Annotated in this window: 13 protein-coding genes; 9 read left to right on the forward strand and 4 right to left on the reverse strand. The window is 47.1% G+C overall.

Features of this window, described 5'->3' with window-relative positions:
* Positions 1 to 22: 22 nt before the first annotated feature.
* A complete protein-coding gene (locus tag PSE7367_RS01610) occupies positions 23 to 805 on the reverse strand; it encodes an MlaE family lipid ABC transporter permease subunit (RefSeq protein WP_015163612.1) in 783 nt (260 codons plus the stop codon).
* A 496-nt stretch (positions 806 to 1,301) separates the two neighbouring features.
* Here PSE7367_RS01610 and PSE7367_RS01615 point away from each other — a divergent pair, with 496 nt between their 5' ends.
* From PSE7367_RS01615 to speA, 4 genes are all read left to right on the forward strand, one after another.
* Positions 1,302 to 3,740 (forward strand): ComEC/Rec2 family competence protein, encoded by a 2,439-nt coding sequence (locus tag PSE7367_RS01615; protein WP_225882673.1) that lies wholly within the window; start codon positions 1,302 to 1,304, stop codon positions 3,738 to 3,740.
* A gap of 143 nt (positions 3,741 to 3,883) precedes the next feature.
* On the forward strand, positions 3,884 to 4,351 hold the full coding sequence (locus PSE7367_RS01620; protein ID WP_015163614.1) for a photosystem I reaction center protein subunit XI: 468 nt from the start codon (positions 3,884 to 3,886) through the stop codon (positions 4,349 to 4,351).
* A gap of 141 nt (positions 4,352 to 4,492) precedes the next feature.
* The gene (locus tag PSE7367_RS20955) at positions 4,493 to 4,609 is read left to right on the forward strand and encodes a photosystem I reaction center subunit VIII (RefSeq protein WP_015163615.1); all 117 of its coding nucleotides are present in this window, start codon (positions 4,493 to 4,495) and stop codon (positions 4,607 to 4,609) included.
* Positions 4,610 to 5,262: 653 nt separating this feature from the next.
* Entirely contained in the window at positions 5,263 to 7,191 is a 1,929-nt protein-coding gene (gene speA, locus PSE7367_RS01625) for a biosynthetic arginine decarboxylase (RefSeq protein WP_041698742.1), read from the forward strand.
* Between the two features lie 227 nt (positions 7,192 to 7,418).
* Here speA and PSE7367_RS01630 read toward each other — a convergent pair whose 3' ends face one another.
* Together PSE7367_RS01630 and PSE7367_RS01635 are read right to left on the reverse strand one after the other, a co-directional pair.
* Positions 7,419 to 7,679: a hypothetical protein gene (locus PSE7367_RS01630; protein WP_015163617.1), complete on the reverse strand. Its 261-nt coding sequence runs from the start codon at positions 7,677 to 7,679 to the stop codon at positions 7,419 to 7,421.
* Between the two features lie 474 nt (positions 7,680 to 8,153).
* Complete coding sequence (locus PSE7367_RS01635) at positions 8,154 to 8,906, reverse strand: DUF561 domain-containing protein (RefSeq protein WP_015163618.1); 753 nt, start codon at positions 8,904 to 8,906, stop codon at positions 8,154 to 8,156.
* A 222-nt stretch (positions 8,907 to 9,128) separates the two neighbouring features.
* Here PSE7367_RS01635 and PSE7367_RS21710 point away from each other — a divergent pair, with 222 nt between their 5' ends.
* The 5 genes from PSE7367_RS21710 (at position 9,129) to PSE7367_RS01660 (ending at position 17,386) form a co-directional block, all read left to right on the forward strand.
* Positions 9,129 to 11,051, forward strand: coding sequence for a hypothetical protein (locus PSE7367_RS21710; RefSeq protein ID WP_015163619.1), 1,923 nt, complete (start codon positions 9,129 to 9,131; stop codon positions 11,049 to 11,051).
* A gap of 331 nt (positions 11,052 to 11,382) precedes the next feature.
* A complete protein-coding gene (locus tag PSE7367_RS01645) occupies positions 11,383 to 12,354 on the forward strand; it encodes a carbohydrate kinase family protein (protein WP_015163620.1) in 972 nt (323 codons plus the stop codon).
* Positions 12,355 to 13,128: 774 nt separating this feature from the next.
* Positions 13,129 to 14,235, forward strand: coding sequence for a pentapeptide repeat-containing protein (locus PSE7367_RS01650; protein ID WP_051037830.1), 1,107 nt, complete (start codon positions 13,129 to 13,131; stop codon positions 14,233 to 14,235).
* Between the two features lie 604 nt (positions 14,236 to 14,839).
* Positions 14,840 to 16,963, forward strand: coding sequence for a M48 family metalloprotease (locus PSE7367_RS01655; protein WP_015163622.1), 2,124 nt, complete (start codon positions 14,840 to 14,842; stop codon positions 16,961 to 16,963).
* Between the two features lie 186 nt (positions 16,964 to 17,149).
* A complete protein-coding gene (locus tag PSE7367_RS01660; protein ID WP_015163623.1) occupies positions 17,150 to 17,386 on the forward strand; it encodes a NifU family protein in 237 nt (78 codons plus the stop codon).
* A gap of 136 nt (positions 17,387 to 17,522) precedes the next feature.
* Here the strand turns inward: PSE7367_RS01660 and PSE7367_RS01665 are convergent, their stop codons facing one another.
* Complete coding sequence (locus tag PSE7367_RS01665) at positions 17,523 to 19,949, reverse strand: sucrose synthase (protein ID WP_041698747.1); 2,427 nt, start codon at positions 19,947 to 19,949, stop codon at positions 17,523 to 17,525.
* Positions 19,950 to 19,967 lie beyond the last annotated feature (18 nt).

Consider the following 19,967-nt stretch of genomic DNA (forward strand, 5'->3'; position numbering starts at 1 on the left):
ACAACCAATGCAACTAACGGCACTAATTTGAGCCGATCGCTGCGCCCGGCCCATGAAAGAATAACCAGGACAGTGCAAAATTCACAATGAAGATCGCCAAAAGCGAAGTTACCACCGAAGCTGTGGTAGAAATGCCCACGCCCTTTGCGCCACCAGAAGTGGTCATGCCCCAGTTAGTGCCAATAATTGCGATCATTGCGCCAAAAATACCGGCTTTTATCATTGCACTAATCACATCCCACCAATCGGTAAAATCACGCACCGAGTTCCAGAAGATTGAAGTGGGGATTGTATAAACAAAACGCGCAATCAAAAAGCCTCCAGTCATCCCAGTGAGCAATCCCAGCAAAGTCAACATGGGCACCATAATGATCCCCGCCACCACCCTGGGCACCACCAGATAATCCACCGGATTAGTGCGCAGCATTTGCATGGCATCAATTTGCTCGGTTACTCGCATCGTGCCAATCTCGGCCGCAAAGGCAGAGCCAACCCGACCCGCGATCACTACGGCGGTTAGTACCGGAGCCAATTCCCGCGCCAGGGCGATCGCCAACACACCACCGATCGCCTGTTGGGCACCAAAGTTAATAAACTCCCGCGCCACCTGGATTGTAAACACCCCGCCCACAAAACTAGCGGTGATCAGCGTAATCAAGAGCGATTCGGGCCCTACTACCGACATTTGATCCAACACATTCCGCCAATGCAAACGGCGGTATACCAATAGATGATAGGTTACCTGTCCGAGCAGAAAAAAGCTGCGGATTAGCTTAGATGTCCATCGGCCGAGACTGGTGATCATAATGTTGGGTATTTCTATCTTTGTGGATTCTTAACTTAACTTCTTAGCTATGGCTCGATTATGGCTAATGCTAGGTGGTTCGGTGATGTGGCAATGATATTTAGATTAATGATATTTAGATTTAGGTGCATTTCAATTTTGCGATCGCGTTGGCAAGCCAAGTTCTGCAGACTCAGGCAGACTCTAGCCAAGACTAAAATTGGCGTTGCACATTGGTGGGATGATTTAACAATTAAGCGATCGGTCAGACTGACCTCTATATATTTGATATTTTTGCAGATGGCATTTTCATGCCTGGATTATGCAATGTCCTAAAATTAAGCCCAATCTAATTGATCGATATTGATCTTGATCGATATTGCTCGATCGCCATTGCTCGCCAACTAACTTTTACTTAATTTCTTCAATTTGGCAATATTCAGCTAAACATAAACAAAAGTTAGAGATTAATAAAACTAGTTGAGAATCCAAACCATCGACTATTAGCATAGTAGCCTTGGCATATTTTGCAATTAAGCCTTACACTTCTGAGGCTAAGATACCCGATACCTGGAGCTTAGATGCCTGGAACCAATCGATGAATGTTTTGATTTTTGCCATTCTCTGCCTGGCTTTCATCGGCGGTACCTTTGCTAGCGCCCTCAGTGGTTGGCTAGCCTGGTTGTCTACCCTTGGCTTAGGACTATTGATGGGGTTGGTTATCCCCGTGGTTTGGCGCAAAGGGCCGAAGCGGTGGGTCTGGTTTTTGATTGGTCTAATTGCCTGCGTGGCTTGTTTATATACCCAATTCCGCACCCCCCAGCCCACGACCAATGATATTGCGAACTATGTACCGATCGATAAGGTGGTGGTTAGAGGCACAATCAACCAAGATCCACGCCTGACTGCCAGCGATCGGGCCAAATTTACTATGTCGGTCGATAGTATCACCCTAACAAAGTCTGGCTCTGAAGCTGAATCGGAGTCTAATGAGGGTGAAAGCACCACTAGCCAACTAGAGACTCAACCGGTAACTGGTAATCTCTACACCACCATTTCCCTGACCCAGGCGACTGGACTGAGACGGGGGCAAATAGTGTCGATCGAAGGATCGCTCTATGCTCCCAGCGGCGCAACAAATCCCGGTGAATTTGACTTTGCCAGGTATCTGGCGCGGCAAGGCATCTTTGCTGGCTTACAAGGGCGTGAACTAACCCTGCAAAGTGAACCCAAGTTCTGGGGGGGCTGGCGTTTAAGGCAACGGCTCACCAGAGCCCATGTGCAAGGTCTGGGGATGCCCAAGGGAGGCTTGCTCAGTGCTTTAGTGTTGGGCAATCGCGTCACTGATATCCCCTATGACTGGCGTGACCAGTTCCGTGAAGTTGGGTTGGCCTGGACTCTGGCTGCGTCTGGATTTCACGTGGCGCTGTTGTTGGGGGCAATGCTGGCAGTTTCGCGGCATAGTTCCCCCCAGCAAAAATTTATTCGCGGTAGCCTGGTGCTGTTAATTTTCTTGATTCTAGCTGGCGGTAGCCCTTCGATCCTCAGAGCGGCAATTATGGGGATGGGTGGCCTGGTGGGGTTGGTGACTGAGCGACGCAGTCGGCCATTGGTGGGCTTAGCGTTTGCGGCGGTGGCTTTATTAATTATTCAGCCGTTATGGATCTGGGATCTGGGGTTTCAGCTTAGCTTCCTGGCCACCCTGGGGTTAATTGTCACTGCCACACCCTTGACTAAGCAAATGACCTGGTTACCACCATTGGCTGCCAATGCTTTGTCAGTACCGATCGCTGCGTTTATCTGGATTCTGCCGTTGCAATTATTTGTATTTGGCCGCTTTAGCATCTACAACATTTTTACCAATGTGCTGGTTACCCCATTTATCTCGATCGCCATCATTGGTGGGCTGATCGCCGGGTTACTGGGAATCGTGTTTGTGCCCTTGGGGGCATTGGCCAGTTGGGTGCTATTAACGCCAGTTACGGCAATCACGGCGATCGTCGCTTGGGCGAATGGCCTGCCCAATGCGGTTACTAATTTGGGCACAATTAGCCTCTGGCAGATGCTCCTGGCCTATGTGTTGATCGTGCTGGTGTGGCTCCATCCCTGGTGGCAAAAGCGCTGGCTGATTGGTGTGGTTGTGATTTTGGCTGTGGTGTTTATACCCACCACGATCGCCCATAACAGCCAATTTCGGGTGATTTTGCTGGATGCGGGGCGAGTGCCAATTATGGTGGTCACCCATCAGGGCGAAACTATCCTGGTTAATGCTGGCAACAATCGCACGGCGGCCTATACCTTGCTGCCACTACTGCAAAAATCCGGCGTAAATGAAATTGATTGGGCGATCGCTACTGATCCGCAACCCGATGTGAGCAAGGGCTGGGCAAATATTCTGGGCAGTTCGATCGAAATCGCTAAGTTTCGGGATGTGGGTGGGGGAGCCGCCTCCCAGGCCTATGATAAATTGCGGCGTGAGATGACCACCTCTGGCATTGATGTAAGTTCGTTGGCGGTTGGCCAAATCCTGGAAATTACACCCCAACTCAAAATTGAACTGGTCAATCAGTCCCCTAGTGTGTTCCGGATCATTACCGATCGCACCACCTGGTTGCTCATAGCCGATAACGACCCCCGTGCTCAAATCAAATTACTCGATCGCCTCGAGCCAGAAGTAAATTCAAGCGATCCTTCGTTGCCAACACCACCCAAACCCAATCTCAAGGCTGACATTCTGTGGTGGAATGGTGATGAGATCCTGCCAGAGATGCTCGCGGAAGTAGCACCGCAAGTGGCGATCGCTTCTACGCCCATCATTGACGAGTACACCATTGAGCAAATGCAACAAGCTGAGATCCGGCTCTATTGGACTGGACGTGATGGCGCGATCCAATGGACTGCCCAAAATGACATTCAGGCGCTATCAGAGCAACAAGATGCTGCTTTTCCGCTTTAGCGATCGGCTGGTTTTTCAGCAATTAGCGATCGGTGGTTATGTGAACTTTTCTGAAGAAACTAGACAATCTTTATCATAGATGAGGTTCGTTAAATAGAATGTAGGGTTAAAGACCCCTATAAACTAATTGGACATAAATAAATATGGATTTCGTAAAACCATATGGCGGAGATCCCCAAGTTGGGCATCTTTCCACTCCCATTAGCGATTCTGGTATTGTCAGGACTTATATCAATAACCTGCCAGCATACCGTCCTGGGCTATCTCCCCTGTTGAGAGGCTTGGAAATTGGTATGGCTCATGGTTATTTCTTGGTTGGCCCTGAAATTATCCTAGGTCCGCTAAGAGACTATCCCGAAGCCGCTAATCTTGGTGGTTTGGTGACTGCGATCACCCTAGTGCTGCTTGCTACGGCCTGTCTTGCTGCCTATGGCATTGTTTCCTACCAGGGTGACAAAGCTGGCACACCAGGCACTTTGAAATCGGCTGATGGTTGGAGTCAGTTTGCCGGTGGATTCTTTATTGGTGGCGCAGGTGGTGCTTTTGTGGCTTACTTCCTGCTTGAAAACTTCACTGGTATTGATGCGATTCTGCGTGGTCTGGTCAACTAGCTACCTAGTGATTACTTAGCTATACCTAGCTATATAGTTATTGAGTAGCCATCCTGGCCGACCTGGAGCAAACTCGATACTATATTTTTCTATTGCTTTATCGTTAACAATCGATTACTAACCCTATATAGGATAATTGATATGACAGGTTCATATGCAGCATCATATCTGCCCTGGATTCTAATCCCTGTGATCTGCTGGCTCTTGCCAGTGGTGACCATGGGACTATTGTTCATCTACATTGAAAATGAGGCATAGTCATACTTAAGCACTCTCTTGAGTACCTTTTTGAGTACCTTTAAGTATGCTTTTTGACCTCTTGCTCTAAATTTATATTATTATTCGTATCTGAATTCGTATCTGATCGGAACTACCTCGGCTAGCTTAGTTGGCTGGGGTGGTTCTGTTTGTTTGGATAGAATCTGTTTGGATAGAAGATATAATTTGATCGCAATCGCCGCGATCGCTAGGGCTAGGATTAAAGAATCCACTGGTGATATAGCCGTAAGGGTGTTAAACAAATGAATCTCGAATCAATTTCGATCTCAGTCATTTAATATCCCTATCTGTGTAGGAATGCTAAACATCTAAAAATTTATAACTGGAAAGATTAAGTAAACCCTATGGAACAGAGCGCAGAGCAGAGTCGATCGACCCAAACAAATCTAGCAACTGAAAATTCAGCCAAGCCTACCCACTCTGATCAAATGGTTGAGGCGATCGATCCCAGCCTAGCTCAGCCCTCTTCATCAAAGGTAAAAGAATTAAAAGCGGCAGATACAGAAGTCCCAGAAGTCCCAGAAGTCCCAGAAGGCCATCTGGCCACATCAAATCGGGCGATCGCTGATCAGTCTGCCCAGTCTGATCAGTTTGACGCGACGCTTCCAACCAAGTCGCCCTCTAGTGTAAGGATGGCAAAATCGATCGACTCACCTACTACTAATAAATGGACGATCCAGGACAGTGAAGAACTTTATTTAATTAATGGTTGGGGCGAGCCCTACTTCAGTATTAATGAGGCTGGGCATGTGACCGTTTCGCCCAGGGGCGATCGGGGTGGTTGTATAGATCTATTTGACTTAGTTAGTGATCTGCGGCAGCGGGGCTTACGGCTCCCCTTGTTATTGCGTTTTTCGGATATCCTTGCCGATCGAATTGAACGGCTGAATGCCTGTTTTGCCAGGGCGATCGCTCGCTACAACTATCAAGGTGTCTATCGCGGCGTTTATCCAGTCAAGGTTAATCAGCAAAAACATCTGGTGGCTGAACTAACTAAATTTGGGCAACCATTTCAATTTGGCCTGGAGGCAGGTTCCAAGCCAGAATTACTCATAGCGATCGCCACCCTCAAAACCCCTGGCGCATTGTTGATTTGTAATGGCTATAAAGACCGTGAGTATGTTGAAACAGCAATGCTGTCGCAAAGATTAGGCAAAAAGCCAATTATTGTATTAGAGCAGCTTGAAGAAGTAGACCTGGCGATCGCCGCCGCCCAAAAGCTAGGCATCAAACCTAATTTGGGTGTACGCGCCAAGCTTAGCTCCAAAGGTAGTGGTCGCTGGGCTGAATCCGCTGGCGATCGGGCAAAATTCGGTCTGCATATGTGGGAGATCTTGACAGTAGTTGAGAAATTAGCCGCCGCCGATCTACTCGATTCATTGCAACTGCTGCATTTTCATATTGGCTCCCAGATCAGCGCCATCTCCACAATCAAGGATGCCCTCCGCGAAGCGGCGCAAATCTATGTGCAATTGGCCAAAATTGGCGCAAACATGCAGTATATCGACGTGGGTGGTGGTCTAGCCGTAGATTATGACGGCACCAAAACCAACTCGGCCGCCTCTAAAAACTACAACATGCAGAATTATGCCTATGATGTGGTGGCAGAAATCAAAGAAGCCTGTGCCGAGGGTAAGGTGGAGCCACCGACGATCGTGAGTGAAAGTGGCCGCGCGATCGCCTCACACCAATCGATCTTAATTTTTGATGTACTGGGTACCAGCAGCAGACCCCAGGCAGGAATCGAACCACTCCAGCCCGGTGAACATTTGATTATTCGGAATTTATTTGAAACCCTGGAAAACATCAATGCCCAGAACTATCAAGAGGCTTATCACGATGCGATCCAGTTCAAGGGTGAAGCAGCTAGCCTGTTTGGGTTTGGTTATTTGGGTTTGCGCGAACGCGCCAGAGTAGAGCGGCTCTATTGGGAATGCTGCGATCGAATCTTAAAAATTGTGCGCCAGCAAGAACACGTACCCGACGAGCTAAGCGACCTGGAAATCAGCATGGCTCAGACCTATTACTGCAATTTATCGGTATTCCAGTCGATCCCAGATAATTGGGCGATCGGCCAGATGTTTCCGATTATGCCAATCCATCGCCTCAACCAGGAACCCAGCAATCGGGGCACGATCGCTGATCTGACCTGTGATAGTGATGGCCACATCAAGGAATTCATTGCCCGCTATAGCAGTAAAGAAATTTTGGAGTTGCACCCATTCGACAAAAACGATAACGATCCCTATATTTTGGGTTTATTTCTAGGGGGGGCTTATCAAGAGATCCTCGGCGATCTGCACAATCTCTTTGGGGATACCGACACGGTGCACATTCACATCACCCACCGGGGCTATAAGGTGGAGCATGTGGTCAAAGGGGACACCATGAATGAGGTGTTGGAATATGTGCAATATAGTCGTGGTGAACTGCTCGAAAGTATGCGCCGTGAGACAGAAGCAGCGTTGCAAGAGGATGCAATCACGATCGACGAGGCCAGGTTATTGCTCCAGAATTTTGAGCATAGTCTGGATGGCTATACCTACCTCAGTCCTACTTAGTTAGACATTTAAATATTCAAAATATTATAGGTGGTGGATATTTATATTTATCTTGATCAAGGCTAAGCCAGGCCTAGAGTCAATTAACTAGAGTCAATTAAGCAAATTGGTAGTGCTGAACAAGTAAGGATTTGGGAGATAGTTGAATATCTATAACCCAAACAAGCTAAGCTCCGAATTTTAAATCGATTGCTAATTATCCTTACTACTGCATGACTACCAGCAAATTAATTGTGCTTGGAATGGGTGGCCAGGCGAGAGCGATCGCGGTGTACCTCATGCACCGAAATGCGTTTGAGTTCAAGCTTAGCCTCCAACTCATCAATGTAATCAACCCCTTCACCCGCCTGCTCACGCTGATCTAAATCCTTGAGCAAAGCTAGAATTTGCTGATCTAGCCCCGGCTTACCACTAAAGAGATGGCGCAGGGTCTCATCATGGTCATCATCAACATAGATTGGAATGTAGTAAATATACGGAGTATCCATTGGCGGTAGCTGCTATTCCCTACTACTTAATTCATCTTATATCTATAGCATAGGTATAAAATGCTGCCTTCTATACTGAGATACCAAATGCCAAAATTTTAAGCTCACTTAATCAATATTGAGTAATCCTGGGCAGTAATTATTTCTAGGCATAAGCATAAGACTAACTCAAGCTTCATTTGCTAAAAATTCTTACTTCTATATCACTATCCCGATCGCGCTACAAAAACTATCAAAAGTCAGAAAAATATAAATACCCATCTGCCTCTGCACCAATAATCAGGCTGGTTAGGAAAAAGGCAAATGGATACTATGGATATTTAAGTTTGTCTCTATTGCTGCATCAGGATAGTCAGGATAGTTATGATAAATCGCTTTGTTTTAGATCACTTAACTTATGACACTTATGACACTTATGACAAACCAAAATGCTTTACCCATCAATCCTGATTTGACGAACCAATGATTAGCTTTCTAGCGTAGAACCACAGCCCGATCGATCGACTCGCTCAGGCTACGCACCGCCGCCACCATTGCGATCGGATCTTGTAGTTGATTGATCGCCGAGCCCACACCCACACCAGCAGCCCCAGCCGCGATCGCCATTGGTGCAGTCACATTAGAAATACCAGAGGCACAGAGGACAGGGATATTCACGGCACGGCTAATTTCAGAGGCAGCAGCCAGGGTTGGTGCAGCTTTCTCGATTAGTCCCAGCGTGCCACCATGCACCGGAGCGCTACTAGTGCCCCCTTCGGTTTGAATAATATCAACGCCCAGCGCTGCTAATTGCTCCGCCAAAGCCACCTGTTGATCCAGGGGCAGCGTGTGGGGCACCGTCACCGATAGGGCAGTATCCGGCAGCAAGGCAAGGGTTTGGTTGGTTAAGTCAATTACGGTTGCGGCGCTGAAAATGCGGCCAGACTGATAGAAACTGTCATAGTTACCAATTTCCACCAGATCAGCACCAGCCGCGATCGCCGCCGCTAATTTTTCTGGTTCGATCGCCGAAACACATACGGGCAGATCGCCATGTTGTTTTGCCAGGGCGATCAAATTGGCATCAGCGGCAATATCAATAAAGCTGGCCCCACCAAGGGTAGCAGCCTGAGCCACATTGCTAACCAACTGAGGATCAAAATTTTGCAGCCCACTAATGATTTTTAGAGCCTTGCGGTGTTCAAAAGCTCGCTTCAGCGGTTGGGGCAATCGATTAAATCTGGTCATATTATTTTTCGTAATAGCTAGTTCGCATACTTTTGTCGATATTTTAGTTGGTATCGAACCGTTTTTCGGTATATTGCGGTATGTAGATTAAGATTTCTGTGCTTAGTGCTCTTAGTACTTAATCTCAATGCTTAGATGTATTGGCATCTTTAAAAGTAACTTTAAGGCAAGCACAGGCATATTTCTCTGGCAGGTGTATAGGCGACATTTGGAAGGCTACTCATGCGCAACCAACTTTCTCGATTCTGGCAAACATGGCGATCGCATCTGGTACAACTAGGGCGAACCCACAATAATGCATCTCCGCAGCGCGCTAGGATGCTGAGAACCACTTTAACTATAATCGTGGCGATCGTGATGCTGTTTGGCTTAACCGCTTGTGGTGGCAAGCAAAAGGCCAAGGTTAGTTCTAAATTGGCTGGGATTAGTGAAGTCTCACCACCAGCGGAAATTCAACGCCTGAAGCGATCGCTAGATCAATACCAGCCCCAGGTAAGTATTCTCAGCCCCAGGGCCAATCAATTGGTCGATGGCAACAGCGTGAGCGTAAACCTGGCGGTAGTCGATCTGCCTGTGTTCAAGGACAAAGAATATGGTTTGGGGCCACACCTGGACTTAATGGTAGATAATCAAACCCCCATTCCAGTTTATGACCTGAGCCAGCCAGTTAAACTCCAGGAGCTAAGCCCAGGCACCCATACAATCCGGGTGTTTGCCTCGCGTCCCTGGTTTGAAAGCTTTAAAAATGAAGGTGCCTATGCCCAGACCACCTTCCATGTCTATACGCCCACGGCCGAAAATACCCCCGATCCGCAAGCGCCATTACTAACCTTTGCCCAGCCCAGCGGCACCTATGGCGCAGAGCCAGTGATGCTGGACTTTTATATTCGCAATGCCCCACTGCACCTGGCGGCACTGGATGAAACCGAAACGATCGATTGGCAGATTCGCGCCACGATCAACGGCCAAAGCTTTGATCTCGATAGCTGGCGACCGATTTATTTAAAAGGATTGCAGGCGGGAACCAACTGGCTAAAATTGGAGTTTCTCGATCGCCAGGGCAAATTAATTAAAAATCAGTTCAATAGCACTGCCCATCTAATTAATTATCAGTCGGGCGGCAATGCAACCTTAGATCGATTGGTGCGAGGCGAGAAAATCGCTGGGATCGATCGGATTGTTAATCCTGACTATGTGGCACCTACACCCACGCCTACGCCTACACCTGAGCCGACTCCCACCCCGACTCCTACACCTGAACCAACAGCTACGCCCACAGCCAAACCAACAACCACACCAACTACAACACCTACGATCGAAGTAAAGACAACTCCCACGACTCAGCCCTCGCAGGCGATCCCAGTTGTGCCAGTGCCAGTTCAGGAACCAAGCAAAGCAGTAGCACCAAAGTCAGATACTAAATCTGAACCTAAATCTGAATCTAAGCCGGAAGCTAAAACCACACCTAAGCCCGCACCCACCAGTAAATCTAGATTTAAGTCTAGATCTAAAGCTGAATCTAAATCCAAATCGAGATTTAAGCGTCAGTCGAAGGAACGCGATCGCCAAAGAGCTAGAAGGTCGAGGCGCGATCGTAACAAGCAGGCTTCTCCCACCGTAAGACAAACAAGCAAGCCCACTCCAGCCAGTAAGTCTAGCCCTGCTCAGGCCGATCAAATTAAGCAAACTAATCAAACTAAGCCCAGCTCAGAATCCAGCTCAGAATCCAGTGCTAAGCCTGAATCGGTGGGCTCACCCCAAGCAACCAAGACAACTACGCCGGCGACAACAGCGCCAAAATCTAATCAAAACCCAACGCAGCCTAGTCCTGCCACTGCTCAGCCTGAGACCTTAAAGCCAGCCCAGGAAACGTCCAAATCGTCTAAAGCGCCTGAATCCAAATCCAGCGAAGCAGCAAAATCAGCTAGCCCAGCCACCAGCAAGGTCAAAAAGAAAACTAATCCTTTTGATTTTCGCGGTAGATTACAGCGATCGCGCCAGCGGGCCAAACAGCGCAAATCGAATTTCAAATCACCTAATCCAGCCAAGTCAAAAGCAAGCAAACCAGCCCAGCCAGTACCAGAATCTCTTGCTGCACCTGAAAGTGACAAGCTACCAGAGACCCTAACTACTCCAGTTAATTGATCTTTGCCCATTTGATATTTGTCCATCGCCCAATTAAGATCTAATTGGGATGAAGTTTGCGCATGGGATCGGTGCTTAATCCGCATGGATTCGGCAAAAAATCAGGCATAATTGATTAACAGCCAAGCCGGTTTAGTTTATTTTTAGTCAATAGGCTTCTTGTCTTAATGCTCACATCGCAACTGGGCGAATGTTTATCTCGCCACGAAATTAGACTATTGTTTGTTAAAGGTTTAATTCTGGTGGTGTATGGGTGCATGGCATTCTAAACTTGCGATCGCTCCCTAACCGCATCAATTCCGCTAGAGCAAATAAACCAGAATAAAAAGCAATGCCACGCATTATCTGTTTGGGAGAGATTCTTGTCGATCAGATTGCTAACTATGCCCAATTAGGCCAAGACCAGGTGCTTTCCTGGCAAGCTTATCCGGGTGGCTCACCTGCTAATATTGCCTGTGCGATCGCCAGGTTGGGTGAAAGTTGCGCCTTGATTAGCTGCATTGGCAATGACCAAATCGGCCAGGATTTGTTAGCTGAAATTAAACAAAAAGGGGTAGACCCCACGGGAATACAAATTAATCCTACCGCTCGCACCAGAGAAGTTTATGTCAGTCGTGATGCCAAAGGCGATCGCCGATTTATTAATTTTTCTGGTACGGGTAGTACAGCTTTTGCCGATACCAAGCTTCAAGCCGACCAATTGCCGATCGAATTGTTTGAAGCTGCCGACTTTTTGGTCTTGGGTACATTGGCTCTGGCACAAACAGACAGCATGGCAGCAGTTAAACGAGCAATTGAGCTGGCGGAGCAAAACTACCTGCGAGTGGTGGTAGATGTCAATTGGCGGCCTTTATTCTGGGACAACGCCGATCGCGCCCCTGATTTAATTTATGACCTGTTGGAACATGCCGACTTTCTCAAGTTGTCAGCCGATGAAGCTGAATGGCTGTTTCATACCAGCGATCCCACCGAAATAGGTAACAAACTCGAGCATCTCGAAGCTGTTTTGGTCACCGATGGCGAGCATGGCTGTCGCTATCGAATTAGCGATCGCACCGCTCAATTTGGGGGCTTTAGGGTCAATGCGATCGATACTACTGGGGCTGGCGATGCATTTGTAGCTGGGTTTGTCTATCAGCTATGTCAACATAAATTACAAGAACTGAATCAACCAGAAATTAGCGATCGGATCGTGAGATATGCCTGTGCAGTGGGGGCAATTTCAACCCAAAGCATTGGCGCGATGTCAAATTTACCCAGCCACAACCAGGTGCAAGATTTTTTGACTCAGCAACAAGCCTAGTGCAGGCCTGGAGCAATATCATTAATTTTGGTAATTATATACATGTAATGATATCTGGCGATGGAATCGAGCCTGGCTCAAGATCACTGGACTAAAAACCCTCATTTGCATAGCCCTGCATTAATTTGGCCTACGAGCAAATAGATCAAGAATTTCACACCGTTGCGCCTAGATCTAGAGCTAGAATTTCAATAGCTGCTTAACGATAGTTTGCTTGATGCTAATCATTTTAGATTTCATTGCCGCAAATTAGCTTCAATGTTTTTAAGCGAAATATTGCATCTACCAGTTCGAGGCAAAGCAATCTCTAATAAAGCAACAGGATTCTCAAGCGATCCTCAGGAACAATTAGGTTACGGCCTGCAAATATCTATTAAATCCCTGTTAAATATCTATTAAATAAATATCGATCGAACTAAAGCTGCATAAACCAGCCTGACATCTCAGTTTTTGCTAGTCATTTCACCACCGCGATCGTTTGGCATCCATCTAAATCGATCGGTCTAAATCGATCGGCTATGATTTGCATCACAGCGCAGGATTCTTAAAAGAATCAAAATAATAATACCTATAGCTATAGCCAATTCGTCCTAAGTCATTAGGCGCAACCAATAGAGCGTTAGACTTGAGGATTGAATAGGTGATAGATTCATAAGCTATAGCCAGGAAAACACGATTAGCCCACTTAAGTCATAAAGAGAGATTGTTCCATAACCGTAATGCTAGGTAATTTGACTCCATTGCTCAAGCCACAAACAGATGAGGGGAGTTGACGTGGCTAATAATGATCATGTATCACTTTTACGCAGTGGCATAGCCAGTTGGAATAATTGGCGCTTGAAAAATAGCCACATTCGGGTTGATCTGAGTGGGATTAATTTAAAGTTTGCCAATTTAATTGATGCCAACTTTATTCAAGCCAATCTATCCAAGTCAAATTTAAGCGTGGCGGTTTTGATTCGAGCGAAGCTGGCCGGTGCTAATTTGGCTGGCTCGGATATTAATAATGCTAACCTGACCGGGGCGATCGTATGTGGGGCACAACTAAACGATTCTCGCTTGGCCAGTGCTAATCTATCTCTGGCTAATTTTAGTGAAGCCAACCTGCTGAATTGCGATCTACGCAGCATTGTCGCCCTGGGCACAATTTTTAGCGGTTCAGAAATGACCGAGGTTGATCTGGCGGCTGCCAACCTGAGAGAGGCATATTTGAGCTTGGCCAATTTATCCCGCGCCAACCTCCGCGAAGCTAATCTATCTCAGGGCTATGCGATCAGTACCAATTTTGCTGATGCCAACTTAAAAAAAATGGTGGCAACGGGAGCCCAACTAAACAAAGCTTATTTTGTCAGAGCTAATTTACAAAATGCCAACCTGAGCGATGCTAATTTAACCGAAGCCAATTTGAGCGGTGCTGATTTACGCGAGGCCGATCTCAGTGGGGCGATTCTTTGCGGTGCTAATTTGAGTGGCGCTAACTTGAGCGAGGCCAATTTACGCACAGCTAACTTCAAGGCCGCAGTGCTGATTGGTTCCGATCTCAGTGGTGCAGATCTCAGTGGTGCGGATCTTTATAATGCGAATTTGTCTCAAGCCGACTTAAAGATCGCTAACCTTTCGCTGGCTGACCTGGGCGCAAGTAATTTGTTTGGTGCCAATGCCTATGGTGCAAACCTTTCCCTGGCCGATCTGAGCATGGCAAACCTGAACGATGCTTTTTTGTATGGCGCAAATTTATCGTGGGCAAATCTGGTGCAGACTAATTTTGCGGGTGCAAACCTGGGCGCAGCCAATTTGAATGAGGCCAAATTAGAGGGCACTAACTTAGAAGGGGTGTTTCTCGAAGAGACCATCATGCCCGATGGCAGCATCCATGAATAATGGCAATAGTGGCTTTTGAATATTCTTGGATTGTAAATTATTGGATTGTAAATTAAACGACCAAGCTGGGCATAAATAGCAATATCGTTAAATAATAGGCTAATAGCAGTAATTGCAGAGTTTTGTTGTTCTGGCTCAGCCTGGATAACGATCGCAACTCTGCCATAGTTTGCTGATCCAAAATTTGCTTAGATCAAGTTTGGCTAAAGAACCATCATCAAAAAACTTGTAACCATTGCACCTGCGATGTTTTTTCGCTGGGCGATCGATTGGATTTGAGCTTGGATTTGAGCTTGGATCTGAGCTTACCTAATGCTTCTTTAAGTCAGGGATTGGGCAATGTTGATATTAACGTCAAGGCGATCTAAATCATGATCACAAAATATTCAACCATTGTGCTTGTTGTGTTTTTTCTATGGATGGGCGATCGGATTTGATCTGAGTAGCAACATTTACGCCGAAGTAATCGTTATTATTGCCAAATTATTGCCAAATAATATTTCAAACCTGCATTAATTAAGCAACTACAAAGACTAAGATCATTGCTGATCGGGTATTTCAAGCAATCTGGGATTAAAGCATTCAACCACGGGACAGAAGGGCAATGTCACTAAAAGCCGGAAAAGAAGCACTGTTGCGCAAGCATTACACCGAAGCGATCGCAATTTTGTCTGAATATAGTCACGGGCATCCCGACCCAACCGCCAAAGACTACATTCAGGCACAGATCTGGATTGTGACCGCCTATCAGCGCAGTGGTAGAGCCGACAAAGCGATCGCCATCTGTGAACAACTAGCCGATCATCCCGATCCGCAACTACAAACCTGGCTGCAAAAATCCTTAGTCTCGCTTCAGAAGCAGCTAGAAGCGGAACCCAACCCAGCCCAAACTCGCAATGAAGACGTAGCAGAGGTAATTAAATCCAAGCCCAATCGGTATCGCCGCAATCACGTTACCTTAGCATTGCCATTTAAATATAAATTCATGTTCATCCTGGCCATGGTGGGCACGGTGCTGTTGGTATTGGGTTTGATCGCTGGCATCTTTTTGTGGCTGGCTACCCGTGTCACCCTGGAGATCGGCAGGAGCTGGTTTATTTTAATTACGATCAACACGATCGTGATCGGCACGCTGATGTTTTTTATGTCGCCCTGGCTGATCGACATTACCCAGAAGCGATTCCAGCGCACCCAATGGATTACCCTATTTGACCTGGAGGCAATTAGCCCCGAAGCGGTCGAACTAATCGAAAATTTCTGTGCCGATCGCAATCGGGATATTCCCCGGATTGGCTTGATCGCCGATGATAGCCCAGTGGCCTTTGTCTATGGCGTTTTACCCAACTCAGCCCGATTGGTAATTAGTCGCGGGTTGCTGGATTTGCTCTCAGACGATGAGATCGCAGCGGTATTTGCCTATCAATTGGGGCGGGTCGCCACCTGGAGCTTTTCGGTCACCACCTTTGCCGCCGCACCAGTACAACTGGTTTATTTATTCTATGTCTATCTCAGTCGGCTCAGTTTTCGTACCAAACGGGGGAAAAACGCCTTTCGCTTAATTGCGGCGATCGCCAACTTTTTCTACCGCTGTAGCAACTATTTGCTATTTCCGATTACCCGCAGCAGTGCCTATGTCTGCGATCATTTTGCCGCTGAACTTACTGGCAATCCCAATGCTATGTCACGGGCGCTCACTAAAATTGCCAGGGGGATCGTTGAACAAGGCCAACTCCGCAATGACATCAATCGCCTGTTGGAATCGACCAGAGCCCTGGGGATTTGCGATCATCAAACGGCGATCGCGGTGGGCACTGCCTTTATGGTGTTGCATTCTGGTTATTGGGAGCAAAATCCTACCCGCGTATTTTTGTGGGAGCTATATAACCCCTGGAGCAGTTGGATTGAGTTTCATTCGCCCTTGCCGCTAATTGGACGGCGATTGCGTACCCTCACTCTCTATACCAGGCAATTGGGATTGAATAGTGAGTTTGAATTTCTGCAAATTATGAAGGAGGGTAAAGCCCTCAAAAAGGCCAAACTCTATCGCAACTTTTCTAAAGACGTGATCGTGCAAGTGGCTCCCTATGGCGGTGCGATCACTGGCTTGATTCTGGCCAAAATCATGAACCCGCTATTTAATTTGTATAACAACTGGTTGCCCTGGCAGTTTATTTTGATCGGCCTGGGGATTGGCATCATGTTTCAGGGTACGTTTCGCTATCCTGATTTTCGACGTGTGGTGGATGGTGATCTGGTGAGTTTGCTCAATGACCCCTACGCCAGCACTCTGCGCGGCCAGCCAGTACAGTTGCCAGGGGAGTTAATTGGCTATGACCCGGATATTAATCAATTGGGGTATAACCTGAAGCTAGAAGATCAGGCGGGCATGATTAATTTAAATTATTTACCCAACTATCAATCGCTGGTGACTAATTCCAGTCGGGCGATCCGCCGGATTGAAACCCTGATCGGTCAATCGGTGGTAGCAACGGGTTGGTTCAGACGCGGTAACCTGCCGATCGTCGATCTTTCCAGCCTCAAGCCATTGCTGACCGATGAGGCAATGGGCATCAAAATCCTCAGCAGTTATCATCAACTCTGGAATAATCTGATTAGCTCGTTGCTGGTGCTGGCAGGGCTCTTGCCCATGACGATCACCTATCGGGTGGAGCTGGTGGAGTTTGTGGCGGATTTTGTGAAGTTAATTACCAGTCTATTTGGATCCTAGTTTTGTAAAAATGGAATTGCGATTTCGAAGTTGCCCGATCGCTAGCTTAAACTAAGCAATCATAGGCAAAGCTTGATTAGAATGATTACGATCGCTGATAACCGAACCCACCAAAATGCCGCAAAAGACGAATATTTCGCGTAGCATATAATTAATAGTTTCGATCGAGGTAAACAAAGGGAAATTATGGCCAAAGAATTAACAATGGATAACGTCGAGAATGTACTCGATGAGTTGCGCCCCTACCTGTTGGCGGATGGCGGTAATGTGGAATTAGTAGAAGTAGAAGGGCCGATCGTGCGGCTGCGGCTCCAGGGTGCTTGTGGTTCTTGCCCATCTTCGGCGATGACCCTGCGGATGGGAATCGAGCGTAAGTTGCGGGAGGAGATCCCCGACATTGGTGAAGTCGAACAGGTCTTTTAAGCAATTACCTGGACTAAGTTATTTACAACTTACTCACTAAATTATTCTCAGCATTAGGCAGGGCTACACAAAGCCTTGCATTTTGCTTTTTAGGCGATCGCAATTTGCCTAGTTACCTACTAAGGCTAATTAATTACTATTGCCAATGGCTATGCTGATCCAACAACTCCCTGGCGCGGGGCTTATAGAGCAAATGGAATAGCATTTCAATGTAGCGCAACATATCCTCGCGGTTATCCTTGGAGGTGTAATTCCAGAACCCATAGGTACGCGCCAAAGATAGCAATCGCTTCGAGTGCAGACTCCAGGTGTATTTGCTATAGACCCGATCGATCGCCCGACCGGAGATCTCATGCCAGTAGGTAGGATTATGCTCACATTTAGTTAAAAAGTCAGCGATCTTTTCCGCTGTCTCTTCATAGTTAGCCGGATTGATATAAAAACCACTCACTTGATCTTGAATGATTTCCAACGAGCCACCAAATTGGGTCGCAAAGCTAGGCAAGCCCGTAATCATTGCTTCGAGCACAGTTAAGCCAAACGCCTCAAACAGTGCCGGTTGAATGAAAATACCCTGGCGATCGGCAATGATTCGATAAATCTCACCGGTCTCAATTCGGGAAAGGCGCACGGCCAACCAGCGGATCTTGCCATGTAAGTTATAGCGATCGATCACGCCATAGAGCTTTTCAATTTCTTCACGCTCTTCTTGATCCTGGGAATCTTCTAACCGCAGCTTACCAGCAATAATAATTAAATTGCATTGCTCTTGCAGCGCCTCACTTTGACCAAAACACTCGGCCAGCCCCGACATATTTTTGATCCGATCCATCCGACCGATCGAAAAAATTGGCCGCTTGTCGGGATCTTCGAGCACACCAAAAATTTGTGTAGGTGCTTCGTTATAGGTAAACAACAATTGATTCAAGCGCTGGCGATCGCTCTCTACGCGATTTTCGGTTTTGGTGTAGGGAAAGAAAACTTGCTCACTCACCCCCGGTGGCACCAGATTGAACTTGGGGCTAAATAGATCAATGCCCGTATGCACATGATAGAGCTCAGGCATAGTAAAGGATTGATATGATTCATACTGGCCAATACTTTCAGTAGTACCAGCAATTTCTTGATAGGTGCTAGACACAATAAAATGACAGGCATTCATGGCGATCAAATCAGCCGTGAATTGCAACGAAAAATGATATTTACTTTCTAGATCCTGCCAGTACAAATTACTAAATAGGTACTTGGGCTTTTCCAAGGAGTGGGCAATGTAGCATTGAATTACTTTCATGCTGCGCGAGAGCAAGAAAGCTACCAGATTGCCGTCGGTATAGTTACCGACAATCAAATCAGGTTTACCGCCCAACTCCGACTTGATCTCAGTTTCTGCATCGATCGCAAAGGTCTCCAGATAGGGCCACAGCTCAAAGCGCGATAGCCATTTACGGGTCACGTTGGGATTATGCTCCCTAAATGGCACCCGCAAAATCCACACATCATCGGAGCCGCGTAATTTTTCTAAGCGTTGATTGCAAAACGTGCCTTCGCTGTAGGCGATCAACCGGGTCACAATCAGCAGCTTGGGGCGAATTTTTAATTCATCTAATCCGGCCAGGGTAATATCTTGCTGGAGCTGTTTTTCTAGACTGCGTGCTTGATCGAGCACATAAACCACCTGTCCACCAGTGTCGGGTCGTCCCAACACCCCTTCCTGCCCAAACCAACCATTAACCGAAACCAGCACAATCCGAAAAATCATCGGGATGCGTGACAAAAATGCCTCTAGGCTCTGGTGATCGGGTGAATCCAGGAGGCCATCCAGGATATCAAGGGTTTGGGAAACGCGGCCAGCGGTATTACCCCAGCCTGGTTCAAAGCCTAGTTCTTGTAATTCGTAGCGAAATTCTCGATAAGGGCGATCGTCCGGGTATTTGGCCAGCAACGTCAGCGCCTGCTTAGCCTGCTGCGAAAGCTGCCATTGTGATTGAATCCGCCCATTGAGTAATAATTGGGTGCCATTGTAGTGATGGGAGCGCAGAAACTTGAATAAAGACTGAAACCACTGCTCCGGCGATTGAAACAGCTTGCTCGATAAATAGCGATTTAAAAAAGCAGCCCCTTTGCCAATGTTTTTTGGGTCTTTGATCGGCGGGTAGTAGTCATAGAAAGGTTTGAAGTCGATCTCCAATGTTGCCCCTTCCTGGGGATGAAATCGCTCGACCAGGCGATCGCGCAAATTGAGCAAATCTTCTACGCTCATTTTCTCAACGGTGAGATCAGCTAAAATGCGGTGTGCGCTTTGGGTCGCAATGCGGGGGCGCAACAGGAGACAAAAGCTGTCTTGGTCTTTAATTATTTCCTGGCTACTGGCAACTAAATCACTAAAAGCAGACCGATGGCGAAAGCGATCATCTTTTTCATTGTCTAGACAATAGCGATCGAAGGCGCTAAGCACATCAGTACGCAGCAAATAATTGCGATCGTCAGCCCGCAATTGACTTAAAAAGTTACGCAGATCGTTTTTCTCATCACTATTAAGAACAGCCTGAATCAATTGGAGCATCGGTGATTCATTCACTAG

The organism is Pseudanabaena sp. PCC 7367 (genome assembly GCF_000317065.1).
GTDB classification, from domain to species: domain Bacteria; phylum Cyanobacteriota; class Cyanobacteriia; order Pseudanabaenales; family Pseudanabaenaceae; genus Thalassoporum; species Thalassoporum mexicanum.